The following is a 13,165-nucleotide window of genomic DNA, read 5'->3' as shown; positions in this document are numbered from 1 at the left end:
CTCTCGACTTCTAATGCTGAAGCTTAAGTTACATACAGTTTACTGAAGTAAAGTAAACATCAGGTAAACAGTCCCTAAACAACAGGCAAAAAAACCGAGCAAACTGCAAAATGTGAGATTAGATGTTAAAAAATTAGATATTTAGCGGCAGTGAAATCTCCATCCTTGTACCCGCTTTACTGCCTGGTAGGATACGAAGCGTTCCGTTATGCGCCTCAATAAAGCTTTTGGCAATAGGTATTCCATGCCCTTGGGAATGAGATACCTGCATGTACTCATTGGAATTCATTCCTATTCCGTCGTCTTCGATAGAAATATGAAGCTTATCGTTCGCTTTGCTTACTTCCATGGAAACGTGTGTACCTGGAGGATTATGAATGATAGCATTAATCAAAAAATTCTGCAGCGCTCTGCCTAATAATTTACTATCGAAGGGCATAATACATGCCGCGTCCATTGACGTAAAAGAAAATTCGTATTGCTCGGCTGAAGGATGGTTAGCGATATCTATGACTGTACTACGGAGAAACTCCACAATGTCCTCCTTCTCCAATTGGATTGGCAATGGACCTTCCTTAAGCTGCATAGAAGCATTCAAATCCTGAATCAACTGCTTCATTTCCGTCACTTTCTCACTGATACCCATACTAAAGCTTCTTCTTTCTTCATCAGACCAGTCATACTCTTGAGCAGTTAGCATAGCCGCATATCCTTCAATATAAGATAATGGTGTTTTGAGATCATGGCTTACACCTGCTACCCACTGCTGTTTTCGTTTCTCTAATTCCACTCTCTCTTCCTCATTGCTGCGCAATTGAGCCGATAAGATGTTCATTTGTTCAAAAACTTCTTTATACAATTGATACGGAGGTTTATAACTATTTTTCTGATTTTTTTTGCCCTCCGGCAGTTCCAGTTCACTTAGCGGCGCTTGGAATTCCCCTGTCGCAATATTTCCAATCCATTTGATTACATACACCAAAGGTTTGCCTATATACCATCCGTAAGCAACTATGAACACAACACTCTGCACGATACCAAGTCCTGCCCAGAAGAGATCAATATTTATATTTTGAGATGCTCCAAATATACTTTTTATAAAAATATATAAGATCGTGCAAATAACAAAACATAGGACATAGGCCAGTACAAAGCACAACGTTACTTTCATAAAACGAAAGGACATCTTAACCAGAGAGTTCATCCTTGCTCCTCCATCTTGACTGACATCATTTTATAACCAAGCCCTCTTACATTGATTAAAAATTGCGGGTGCTTGGGATCAGGTTCTATTTTTTTCCGCAAACGGGAAATATGAATCACTACAGTCTTCTCATCACCCAAGAAGGCCTCGCTCCATATCGCCTCGTAAAGCTGCCGTACACTGAAAATACGGTTAGGGTGCTTGCACAAAAATACCAGCAGCAGCCATTCACGTGCCGGACACTCGACCTGCTTGTCCTCCACATACAACACACCGGATTCCAGTTCCAATCGAAAATATCCAAAATCTAAACTGCGTAAGGTCGGTTTCATGACCACTGTCGAAACTTTCCGATATTTCATTCGAGCCTTCATACGGGCAACGACTTCCAGCGGGTTAAACGGTTTGGTAATATAGTCATCTCCTCCGATACCGAACCCCATTAATTTGTCTAGGTCTGTATCTCTTGCCGTCAAAAAAAGAATAGGGGCATCGGTATATAGTCGCATTTGACGACATATCTCAAACCCATCACTATCAGGCAGCATGACATCAAGTACAATCACATCCACATGCGATTCCATCACGACTTGCAGCGCTTCCCGACCTGTTGCAGCGTGCTTAACTTGAAGGAACCCTTCTTTTTTCAACACCGTTGTTAGCATATCCCGCAATCCCTGCTCATCGTCTACTATAAGTACTGCAATTTCTTCCATAACCCAAGGTTCTCCATTCTTTTTTTACATTTTTTACTTTCATTATAAAAGCAAACGGGCAGAATTTAAATCGAGTTCCATCACATATCGTTCATCCCCGTGAATATACTTAATAACCAACAAGGCCAAACTGTGCCGTGTATCCACTTGGGGGGTGCCTAATAATGCCGGAACCACGCCAGCCATATTCATTCGTCGTATCCCGCGAAGATTGGTCGCTGCATCGCAAAGGGTACCAGGACCAGCAACGTCATCAGCAGAAGGTCAAAGATGTCATTAAGCAAAATCTACCCGATCTGATAACGGAAGAAAATATTATTATGTCGGACGGTCAACAGATTATTAAAGTGCCAATTCGCAGTCTTGATGAATATCGCTTCATTTATAACTATCAAAAGCAAAAGCATGTAGGCCAAGGGGATGGAGATAGTCAGGTGGGAGATGTCATCGGGCGTGATTCTGCCTCCCAGAAGCCTGGTAAAGGTGAGAAAGCCGGCGACCAGCCGGGACACGATATTATGGAGACGGAAGTCAGCATAGAAGAACTGGAAGATATGCTGTTCGAGGAAATGGAATTGCCGAATTTACAGCAAAAAGACAAGGATCAAATTGAGGTTGAATCTATCGTGTTCAATGATATACGTAAAAAAGGCATGCAAGCGAACATTGACAAGAAACGAACCATTCTCGAAAATCTACGCCGCAACGCCCGTGAAGGGAAACCGGGCATTCATCATATTAGTCCGGACGATCTTCGTTACAAGACATGGGAAGAGAAGACTATTCCCCAATCCAACGCGGTCATTATAGCCATGATGGACACCTCAGGCTCAATGGGCGCTTTTGAAAAATATTGTGCTCGCAGCTTCTTTTTCTGGATGACCCGCTTTTTGCGCCGTCAGTATGAAAAGGTGGAAATTGTCTTTCTCGCGCATCATACCGAGGCTAAAGAGGTTACGGAAGAAGAATTTTTTACCCGCGGAGAAAGTGGCGGCACGATCTGCTCTTCCGCTTATTTGAAAGCACTAGAGATTATCGACAAACGATATCCTCCTTCCAGCTACAATATTTATCCCTTCCATTTCTCGGATGGCGATAACCTGACCTCGGACAATGAGCGGTGCGTGAAGCTAATCGAGGAACTTATAAAGCGGAGCAATATGTTCGGCTATGGCGAAGTGAATCAGTATAATCGCAGCAGCACGCTGATGTCAGCCTACAAGAATATTAAAAAGGATCAGTTTATGTACTATGTCATCAAGGAAAAAGGTGAGGTATACCAAGCCTTACGCACCTTTTTTCGCAAACGGGAAGGGGGAACGGTGGGATGAGCACCGACCAGAAGGAGCTAGAATATGCGATATCAGAAATTATGGAGATTGCCGATGGATTCGGGCTCGACTACTACCCGATGCGATATGAGATTTGTCCGGCGGATATTGTTTATACGTTCGGAGCCTATGGTATGCCCACGCGCTTCAGCCACTGGAGTTTTGGAAAAACGTTTCACAAGATGAAAATGCAGTACGATTTTGGATTGAGCAAAATTTATGAGCTGGTCATTAACTCCAATCCCTGCTATGCCTTCCTGCTGGAAGGAAATTCTTTGGTGCAAAATAAACTAATTGTCGCTCATGTACTGGCACACTGTGATTTTTTCAAACACAACGCCCGCTTTTCAGCTTCTAATCGCAATATGGTGGAGAGTATGTCGGCCACAGCAGATCGAATCAACAGCTATGAAATGGAATATGGTTCAAAGACTGTTGAATCCTTCATTGACTCTGTACTGGCGATACAGGAGCATGTAGACCCACAGCTTATCAAACCAAGGCATCTGGATAAACAGCGCTATATGGAACTCAAAATCAAGGAGCAAAAAGAACCCAAAAAACACCAGCGTCCCATCGGACCTTACGATGATCTGTGGTCACTGGACACAGTAAAGCAGCATGATTCGGCCGAGACCGAGGGTATTAAGGTACGCCAGTTCCCACCGGAACCTGAAAAAGATATCGTCTGGTTTATTCAGGAATTCTCCGAGGTACTGGAGGACTGGCAGCGAGATATTATGACGATGCTGCGGGACGAAATGCTATATTTCTGGCCCCAAATGGAAACCAAAATCATGAATGAAGGCTGGGCCTCCTATTGGCATCAGCGGATTGTAAGGGAACTGGATTTGACCGGGGAGGAAACCGTTGAATTTGCGATGCTGAATGCTTCCGTCGTACAGCCTTCCAAGCAAAGCCTGAACCCGTACTATTTGGGACTGAAAATATTTGAGGATATTGAAAAACGTTGGGATAACCCAACCCGTGAGGAGCAAGAGCGACAAGGGCGCAAACCGGGCGAGGGTCGAGCTAAAATGTTCGAGGTGCGAGAGTTTGACTCAGACACCTCTTTTATACGCAATTACATGACCAAGAAGCTGACAGAGGATTTGGATCTGTACGTGTTTGAGAAACGAGGACCTGATTGGAAAATTACCGATAAATCCTGGGAAAACATACGGGATCAGCTCGTGTTTTCACGTGTGAATGGAGGCTCCCCTTATATCGTCGTCGAGGATGGAGATTACCTGCATACGGGCGAGTTGAAGCTCAAGCACCAGTACGAAGGCATTGAGCTAGATTTAAAATATATGGAGCGCACGCTTCCGTATGTATATCAGCTGTGGGGGCGCACCGTTCATTTGGAAACGATGATTGAGGGTAAGCTCGCCTTATTCTCATATGACGGTAAGAAGCATCATCGTAAGTTTGTATAGTCATGCAAAATCAAATAGCCAGCCTAATTTAAAAAAGGGGCATTCCTAAAAGGATATGCACCTTTTTTTACTATTTCATACAACCTTAAGCGACCTTCGTTTCTTGCCAATTTCAGGACACCTGTTTCGTTTTGGATCAGGGGTGTATTATACTAATATAATAAATGACCCACGGGTCATAATTGAGAAGCAGAACGAGGAGCGCTGATATAGATGAACACCCATCCCAGCTTTCGTGAAGTTCGTGAAAGTGATCAGCAGGTATTCCCGATCGCCTGGTATGCCGTTGGCTGGTCCAAGGAACTAAAGAATAAACCGCTTAAAAAGCGACTGCTTGGCAAAGATATTGTCCTGTACCGTGATGATCATCGTCAGGTACATGCCATCCATGCTTATTGCCCGCACCGAGGAGCTGATTTGTCGCTCGGCTATTGTCAAAACGGGCACATCACATGTCCATATCATGCATGGTCTTTCGATGAGAGTGGGCAGTGTGTGGATATTCCGGCACATCCGGGACGGGCTATTCCTGAATTTGCTCATACCTATGCCTATCCCGTGATTGAAAAAGCCGGTCTGCTGTGGGTATATCCTCAGGCCGTTGGCTCAAAGTCTGAGATAAACTCAGGGTTGGGAACATCCACATCCCCCCCTCCTCTGGAGATTTTTCCCGAGCTGGAGGACCCCTCTCTCATTTTGTCTCCCTACGATTCCGTGTGGAAGGCACATCTGACGAGAGTTGTGGAGAGCGTGCTGGATGTCGCTCATTTGCCAATTGTCCATAACAAAACGATCGGTAAAAAATCCTCCACCGACATTCATATCGAGTTTGAAGCAGATGACAATCATATTCGAGTGAAAAACGGGAAAGGTTTATTACAATATACCTTTCCACAGCAATGGATTTTGACTCCCGTAAAAGAAGGACGCAGCAAGTTTATTAATTTCGTCACCTTCACTCCGATTGAGCAAGAGTTAACTGCCATCTACGGACTGGCTGGACGTAATTTTGCCAGATTTGTACCGGGCATGAGCCACATTTTTTCCAGATACAGTGGCAAGGTGCTGGAAGAGGATCGGGCCGTGGTGGAAAGCCAGCATCCGCGTCCAATCCCAGAAGCGCTGCGAATGGAGGCACACGTCCCCGCTGATGGACCTCAGGTTCGGTTTCGCAACCGCTGGTATGATTTCCTTGTCAACGATGAGCCTCGTGTACGACTGGGTCCAGAAACTACTTCCTCTTAAATTCGACGATGTAGCTTTGATTGAGCTGTTTTCCACCTTCCGAGATGTTCTGGTACATGGATAAAAACCGGGCGGATGGGCTCCATACCGTTGGGCTGTCATAGGATTGGATATCGGTCGTAACCGGAGTGGTTTTACCCGTGGACTGGTCAAACACATACAGCCCTCTCATGCCTTGCTGATCCTCATCATAAATGGAATAAGCAAGCTTGGACCCGTCGCTGGACCAGCTTCCACGACTCATTAAAGTGCCTTGACCGACGATTCCTTTCTCTTTGCCCTGTTCATCCAAAATGATCATACGGGCTGGTTCGGATGTATTCCATTTCCGTTTTTCAATGGCAAAAGATTTACCATCAGGCGACACGGCAAAGGACATGACACCCTCTGCAATGGTCACAGCCTGAGGATGATTGAGGGTGAACCGATTCAGCACCGGATACCCTTGTTTATCACTGCCTGTATAAAATATGACGTTACCCACTTTTTCGACATGAGAAATCAACTCAGAGCGATTCGGATCTTGAAAACTCAATTCTTCAGCTTTGCCGTCGAGACCAATCAGCTGGATTTTACCATCCGGTGTGCCTGTAATGAGATGATTCTCATCGCTCCAACTCACTTCATTAGTCATATCCAGCTTGCCAATCGATGTAACCTTACCACTGCTTAGTTCCAAAATGTAGCCCTGAATATCATATTTGCTGTTGGGGCTACCTTCAGTAAAGAAGACATGGCGCTGATCCGGTGATACCACAGCAAGTAACTGTGGAGCTTTACGACCTGGTGTTAAAATCCGCTCCTTGTCTGTCTCTACATTATGAATCCACAGCTGGGTTTTACGCTCCACAATCAGCTCTTCGTCGCTCAGCCAAGACCTCGCGTAGACATCCCCCAGCCTGTCGATAGACGATACTACCAGCTCATCCGTTACTTGCTTCTGAGCCGCATCCGTGTCAATCACAGTAAGCTGTTGGCCCGGTTTCATACCGAATGCTGGATTTGTCTCTCCTGCGCTCTTCATGCCGCAACCGCTGAGCAATCCCACGGCGATTAAGCCGATCATAAGCAGCCCCGTGGCTTTCTGTCTGAAAATTCTTGTACGGGAATCTTCGCGATGAGAGGAACCGTTCTTTTGCCCATAGCTGTCTATGTTTTTCTTTATCATGTACAACGGCCTCCTTGTTAACGATACCCCCAGTTTAATGCCCGAACATCTCATGAATACATCGAATTGTTTCCAAGTTGTAAACAAGACACCATTCTAGCCCTGTGCTAACAATCGGCCGTTTACAGGGAGCTATCGTGAACCAAGAGGGGAAGTCTAAGCGAAAATTCATTACCACTTACATTCGTATGGCCGTTTCCATTTTCCAACCCACTATGGTCTGAAGCTGTAAGCTGCAACTCTCCCCCCATGCGCTCCGCCAGTCTGCGCGCCAGAGGAAGACCGAGTCCCGTACCGCTGTCCTGACGAGATCGATCACGACTTAAAGTAGCAAACGGCTCAAAAATCATGTCCCATTGCTCCCTAGGAATCCACGGACCGGAATTGCGTACATACACAATCACAGTGTCCTGTTCTACCCGATTCGATAACGTAATCCATCCACCGTCTTGATTATACTTTACTGCATTATCCAGCAAATTTAGTACAATATGCATCAGATGCTTAGGGTCTCCCCACACCTGGGCAGGAACGGTATCTATCGAAAAATTCAGTCTACGCGCTGCTGCTTTTCCTCGAATACGGCTCCCTGCATCTTCCAGTAACGAATGCAATTCCACAGCCTCCGTATGCAATTCAAAATCATATTTATCCAGCACAGATAGCCGCAGCGAGTCCTCGACAAGCTCGTACAACCGTTTTGTTTCCTTACTGATGCTTTCTCTCGCTTCACGCACCAGTTCAGGATCATCCCCATACATATCCAGTAAATCAGCATAAGCTTGAATAGAGGTTAACGGAGTCTTTAGTTCATGACTGATATTTCCAATAAAAGATTTTTGCTGCTGCTCTAGCTCTCTCAAACGCTGAACCGCTTCTTCCAGCCGAAGCTTTTCGTTTTCCAGCGCGGTAATGCTCTCCCGGATCACATGGCTCATCTGGAGCATTCCTTCATCCAGTCTTCCCAGCTCATCCTGCCGCCGCAGCAGTCTGGCTTCCGGATAATGCCCTGCCGATATCTGTTCAGAAGCACGAGTCAGTCTTCCGATGTCCCTCGTCTGGCGGCTGACATAGCCTAAACCCAAGATAAAGCTCAATACCAGCACCGCACCCCCCGTCCATAGAAACAAGTGGGCAATGGCCCGGTAGAACTGCTGCTGCGCTTCTGTTGAGCTGTGAAGCTGTACCACTCCCAGTAAGCCGTCCGGACCTTGAAGCGGAGCCAAATAAGTGATTGCGCTTCCTTCCGTAATGTATGCAATTTTGCCTTGGATCGCATAGGAGAGCGCCTGGCTGACATCTGTTCTAAAAGCCAGCGGTAGAGAATTGCCAACCTCATGCCCTTGACCATCATATAAAATAACGCGCATATTACTGGATACGCCCAGTTCCACTGCGAGTTGAGGTCCCTGCTTCTTCATAAAGTCTTCCGGTGATTGGCGCACTCCCAACAGGTAAGACTGTTTTACACGCATTTCTACAATTTCGGCCTGACGCTTTAAGCTGCGTTCCATTTGATCTGTCTGGTTAGCGCGAATACCAGTAAGCACGAGCCAGCTCAGCACACCGACAGTAAACAGCAGCAAAGCCGCAAGTACCAGCGGAAATTTCCAACGCAGGCTCAAGCCTGTAGGTTTGCATTTGCGCTTCTGCTGGTCGGTGGACCGCAAGTTTCCTTGCTGATGGAGTGAATGATGTTCGTTCACGTCATTTTCTCTGCCTTATAGCCGATACCATACACGGTCTGCAATATCGCCTGATGCGGCTCAAGCTTCTTGCGCAAACGCTGGATATGAATATCCACCGTCCGCGTTCCGCCCACATAATCGAAGCTCCATACCTGCTCCAGCAGCTCGTCCCGTGTATACACCCTTCCGGCATGAGATACCAACAGCGCCAGCACATCAAACTCCTTGGGGGTCAGATCCAGCGCTATGGATCCAAGTTCAGCTGTTCGGCTGGACGGACGTACCCGTAATGGGCCGAGTACCATTTCTGTTCCTTCAGGGGCAGGTGCTCCTTCTCGCTCCAGTCTCCGTACCAATGCTTTAATACGAGCGAGCAGTTCCCTCAGATCAAACGGTTTGCTCATAAAATCGTCCGCACCCAGCTCCAGTCCGAGCACCTTATCAACGATATCGTTTTTGGCCGTCAGCAGTAAAATACCGATGCCCTTCCGACTTTCCAAACGGCGGCACACCTCATATCCACCCAGTTTGGGCATCATCACATCCAGTATGAGCACATCCGGATGGAACAAACGTACTTTTTCCAAGGCGTCCTCCCCATCAACGGCGGTTTCCACCAAAAAACCCTCTCGCTTTAACGCATAAGCCAGCGCATTTCGAATGCTCGCCTCATCGTCCGCTATCAGTATTTTTTTATCCATGTCCTGCCCTCCCTGCTCTCGCTTCATTTTATTTTACGCTCCTGGCGACAAAGGGCAAGCCCGCGGCCTGAACTTATGTTACTGCAACTTTCCATAGCGCTATCGTTACACTTTGTCCCTTTTTAATGTCAAGGAAATATGACGCAGTATAAACGTCTCTTCCCTCACTGCCTTGCGCTTTGAAGTGTCTTACCTGTCCGTATATGCTAAAATACTTCCGTATCGGCTATTCGCCTACAGGAGGGCATGATCATGAAACATTCTATTTTGATCGTAGAAGACGAAGAGAAGATTGCCCGGCTTCTAGAGATCGAGCTTCAATTTGAAGGCTATCAAGTATGTAAAGAAAAAAACGGAATTGATGGGTTGGAGACGTATTGCAAAGGCAATTGGGATCTAGTATTGCTGGATATTATGATTCCCGGTCTCAATGGCATCGAGCTACTTCGGAGGATTCGTAAGCATGATGCGAACGTTCCTGTCATTTTGCTGACGGCTAAAAGTTCCATTGCAGATAAGGTCGAGGGACTCGATTTGGGAGCCAATGATTATGTTACCAAACCGTTTGTAATCGAAGAGCTGCTTGCACGTGTACGGGCCGCACTCAGAGTGGGTGCAACGAAAGACATGGCTCCACAAGTGGTAGATCAATGGCTTAGTGCCGGGGATTTACGTCTCCATGAAGGTACTCGTGAAGTTCTTCGAGGAGAGCACAACATTGAGCTTACACCGCGAGAGTTTGACTTGCTCGTTCATTTACTCAGACATCAGCGGCAGGTACTTAGCCGTGAACAATTACTGGAGAATGTATGGGGCATAGATTATATGGGCGATACCAATGTGGTCGATGTGTATATTCGCTACGTGCGCAATAAAATCGACCCTACGCGCCAGCTCCCTGAGCTGATCCATACTGTACGCGGAATTGGTTATGTTCTGAAGGAATCCTTATGAAGCTACAAAACAAAATCCATACGTATACCTCGTTATTATTCGGGATTTTACTTGTGGCCATTCATTTCTCAGTCTATTTCCTATTCAGCCAACTTTCGATAGACAGTCGAAAAGACCAGGTAGAGGCCGCAGCAGAGAACATGATTCGTGGGATTCAACGTGCTCCGGTATCCGTAGCCGCTGAGGATCTTCTCCGAGCCTATGTACCGCTGGATGGCATGCTTCGGCTAATGAAACCAGAAGGCGACTTTCTTCCCCCTATCACCTCTTCTTCCGAGCAATCTCTTAGCTTGATGAAGGGCGTTTTTGATGAAACACGGCAGGTTCGCATCATTACCTATGAAAGCAACCGTTACATTCTTGTATCGCTCCCCATGATTTGGACCAATGGCGAGGTTGTCAATCTCCAGGTGACCGAAAGTCTGCAACCGACGATGCAGACGCTACAGGTACTCAGAATCGTACTTGTTGCTGTCACTGGCATTGCGCTCATTCCTGTCGTGGTATCGGGAAGACTGCTCGGCAGACTGATTACACGTCCCATTACATCTATGATTAGCACGATGAAAGAAATTCAGCGCAGCGGGAAATTTAAACGTCTTCCGCTCCATTCATCATCACGCGACGAACTGGTCGAAATGGGTGAAACATTTAATGACATGATTGAACTGCTGGAGCGAAATTTCGTCAGGCAAGAACAATTCGTATCTAATGCGTCCCATGAATTGAAGACGCCGCTCACCATTATTGAAAGTTATGCCAGCCTGCTCAAACGGCGGGGGTTGCAGCATCCCAAGATTTTTGCCGAATCCGTTGAAGCGATCCATTCCGAGGCGATCCGAATGAAGGACATGGCAGAGCAGCTTCTTTTGTTGGCCAGAAACGAAGAACAGTGGAATGTCGTGCTGGAGCCTGTACGCCTGACCAGAATAGCGACAGAATTAAAGACTACATTTGAAAATGCGTTCGCCCGACAAATTCAACTGGATGTTCAGACAGAATGCATTGGCTATACCGATGAAAATAAGCTGAAGCAGCTCCTATTTATCTTTTTGGATAATGCACGCAAATACAGTGACGAGCCGATACACCTGATGATTGATACCGTGGACGGCACAACTCAACCCTGCATAAAAATCACAGATCAAGGAATTGGAATCCCGGAAGAAAAGTTATCTAAAGTATTCGACCGTTTCTATCGTGTGGATGAAGCCAGAAGCCGCGAGGAAGGTGGGGCTGGGCTAGGCTTATCATTGGCTACAGGAATTGCACAAGCTATACATGCTCAAATTGGGCTAGAAAGTGTAGAGGGAAGCGGAACAACTGCAACGATCATCCTCCCTACCGTTCCAAAATAATAAGTCAAAGGTGGGAATACCGATGAAAGCTATCTATGTGTGGATGATTGGAGGTACGCTGGCGGCTGTGTTGATTACAATTTGCCTTTTACAGTGGCCTTGGGCACGGTCGTTAGCAGCTTCTCCATTGGAAGAAAAGGCCGTCATCCAATCCGTTTTGCATCAGTATCCCGGTGAGGTGCTTGAAACGCAACGCTTGGGTGATTTTTATCTGATCAGGCTGGAACGCGCCAAAGGGAAATACGATATAAGAGCCAATGCCTATGACGGTGTCATCGACTCTATTAAGCGGACACAGGCTTATACAGATGCGAAGCAGGAGCCCCAGGACCACAAGCCCGGTACCTCACCAACCAGAGACACATCGAATCCAACTAATAAACCTGACCCAGCCTCTCTCGTCATTACGGAGAAAGAAGCAGCCAAGCTTGCTGCCCAAGCAGTTAACGGAACATCCGATGATATTGAGCTTCATCGCAACGACAAAGGCCTCTACTATCTGGTTGAGGTTGAGGTAAAAGATGGGCGTGAAGCAGTAGTACAGGTCAATGCAGTATCGGGCTCTATTGACTCTATAACTTGGGAAAAAGAAAAACAGGCGCACGACGAATCATGACGATTTGACGATCATCTTAGCTCATGTTTCTCATGGTTTTCTCATGATTCTATTATGTTCCTCTCATGTTCAAGAGATAAGCTGTATTCATGCTTATAGCACAAGGAGGAATGATGTAATGAAAAAAAATTATACATTAGGAATTATGGCAGCCACGGTTCTGCTTGGAGTTACGGTTACGGGTGTCTCAGCGAGTGCCGTATGGGCCGCTAAACCTACGGGTCTTATTGGAGCGACCGCCGCTGCCAACATTGCCAAGAAAGCTGTGGGGAATAATGCACAAGTTGAAGATGTCGAACTGGAGCGCAAAAACGGAAAGGTCTACTATGAGGTGGATCTCCAACAAGGAGATAGAGATTGGGATATAGATGTTGATGCTTATACTGGGGAAACCATCCGTTCCCATTCTGAGCTTGATCATGACTCGAATGACGAGTCCATCCTTAACAAGCCAAATCACATCACCCTGACTGAAAAGCAGGCTGGGCAAATTGCGCTTAAACACGTGCCCGGGAGTACCCTTTTGTCTTCTAAATTGGATAAGGAAGATGGACAGTTCATCTACGAGGTAAAGGTACTCACCAACGAAGGAACCGTTGAGCTTGAAATCCATGCATCATCTGGCGCAATCGTGGATACAGACGAAGATGATGATGACAACGAATATTAATCACCCAGGTCATAATCAGGGTAACTAAATACAGAGTTAATTAAAACGGAGCAGCGAACTTTCGCTGCTCCGTTT

Annotated in this window: 12 protein-coding genes; 7 read left to right on the top strand and 5 right to left on the bottom strand. The window is 46.4% G+C overall.

What is annotated here, in order from left to right:
• Window positions 1–133: 133 nt before the first annotated feature.
• Both MKY75_RS07495 and MKY75_RS07490 read right to left on the bottom strand, forming a co-directional pair.
• A complete protein-coding gene (locus MKY75_RS07495) occupies window positions 134–1,204 on the bottom strand; it encodes a sensor histidine kinase (protein WP_340884863.1) in 1,071 nt (356 codons plus the stop codon).
• Window positions 1,201–1,920, bottom strand: coding sequence for a response regulator transcription factor (locus MKY75_RS07490; RefSeq protein ID WP_340884861.1), 720 nt, complete (start codon window positions 1,918–1,920; stop codon window positions 1,201–1,203). The genes MKY75_RS07495 and MKY75_RS07490 overlap by 4 nt, the downstream gene beginning before the upstream one ends.
• 164 nt (window positions 1,921–2,084) lie before the next feature.
• On the opposite strand from MKY75_RS07490, the gene yhbH reads away from it, so the two are divergent.
• The 3 genes from yhbH (at window position 2,085) to MKY75_RS07475 (ending at window position 5,935) form a co-directional block, all read left to right on the top strand.
• On the top strand, window positions 2,085–3,251 hold the full coding sequence (gene yhbH, locus MKY75_RS07485) for a sporulation protein YhbH (RefSeq protein ID WP_029516533.1): 1,167 nt from the start codon (window positions 2,085–2,087) through the stop codon (window positions 3,249–3,251).
• Window positions 3,248–4,690, top strand: coding sequence for a SpoVR family protein (locus MKY75_RS07480; protein ID WP_069012807.1), 1,443 nt, complete (start codon window positions 3,248–3,250; stop codon window positions 4,688–4,690). Before yhbH ends, MKY75_RS07480 begins: the two co-directional genes overlap by 4 nt.
• A 213-nt stretch (window positions 4,691–4,903) precedes the next feature.
• Window positions 4,904–5,935 carry an aromatic ring-hydroxylating oxygenase subunit alpha gene (locus MKY75_RS07475; protein WP_165145104.1) on the top strand — a complete coding sequence of 344 codons (1,032 nt, stop codon included), beginning with the start codon at window positions 4,904–4,906 and terminating at the stop codon, window positions 5,933–5,935.
• Here the strand turns inward: MKY75_RS07475 and MKY75_RS07470 are convergent.
• The 3 genes from MKY75_RS07470 to MKY75_RS07460 form a co-directional block, all read right to left on the bottom strand.
• Window positions 5,922–7,103 (bottom strand): WD40 repeat domain-containing protein, encoded by a 1,182-nt coding sequence (locus MKY75_RS07470; protein ID WP_165145101.1) that lies wholly within the window; start codon window positions 7,101–7,103, stop codon window positions 5,922–5,924. The genes MKY75_RS07475 and MKY75_RS07470 overlap by 14 nt on opposite strands.
• Before the next feature lie 122 nt (window positions 7,104–7,225).
• Window positions 7,226–8,809, bottom strand: coding sequence for a sensor histidine kinase (locus MKY75_RS07465; protein ID WP_165145098.1), 1,584 nt, complete (start codon window positions 8,807–8,809; stop codon window positions 7,226–7,228).
• Window positions 8,806–9,492, bottom strand: a complete 687-nt coding sequence (locus MKY75_RS07460; protein WP_165145095.1) for a response regulator transcription factor — start codon at window positions 9,490–9,492, stop codon at window positions 8,806–8,808. The genes MKY75_RS07465 and MKY75_RS07460 overlap by 4 nt, the downstream gene beginning before the upstream one ends.
• A gap of 252 nt (window positions 9,493–9,744) precedes the next feature.
• On the opposite strand from MKY75_RS07460, the gene MKY75_RS07455 reads away from it, so the two are divergent.
• The 4 genes from MKY75_RS07455 to MKY75_RS07440 all read left to right on the top strand — a co-directional run bounded on the left by MKY75_RS07455 (window position 9,745) and on the right by MKY75_RS07440 (window position 13,090).
• The gene (locus tag MKY75_RS07455) at window positions 9,745–10,446 is read left to right on the top strand and encodes a response regulator transcription factor (protein ID WP_069012810.1); all 702 of its coding nucleotides are present in this window, start codon (window positions 9,745–9,747) and stop codon (window positions 10,444–10,446) included.
• Window positions 10,443–11,804 (top strand): sensor histidine kinase, encoded by a 1,362-nt coding sequence (locus MKY75_RS07450; RefSeq protein ID WP_165145092.1) that lies wholly within the window; start codon window positions 10,443–10,445, stop codon window positions 11,802–11,804. Before MKY75_RS07455 ends, MKY75_RS07450 begins: the two co-directional genes overlap by 4 nt.
• Window positions 11,805–11,826: 22 nt before the next feature.
• Entirely contained in the window at window positions 11,827–12,420 is a 594-nt protein-coding gene (locus MKY75_RS07445) for a PepSY domain-containing protein (RefSeq protein WP_165145089.1), read from the top strand.
• Between the two features lie 118 nt (window positions 12,421–12,538).
• Window positions 12,539–13,090: a PepSY domain-containing protein gene (locus MKY75_RS07440; RefSeq protein ID WP_165145086.1), complete on the top strand. Its 552-nt coding sequence runs from the start codon at window positions 12,539–12,541 to the stop codon at window positions 13,088–13,090.
• Window positions 13,091–13,165: the final 75 nt, after the last annotated feature.

The sequence above is a fragment of the Paenibacillus sp. FSL L8-0663 genome (assembly GCF_038008125.1).
Lineage (GTDB): Bacteria > Bacillota > Bacilli > Paenibacillales > Paenibacillaceae > Paenibacillus > Paenibacillus polymyxa_D.
This window is presented reverse-complemented; position numbering and strand designations above follow the sequence as displayed.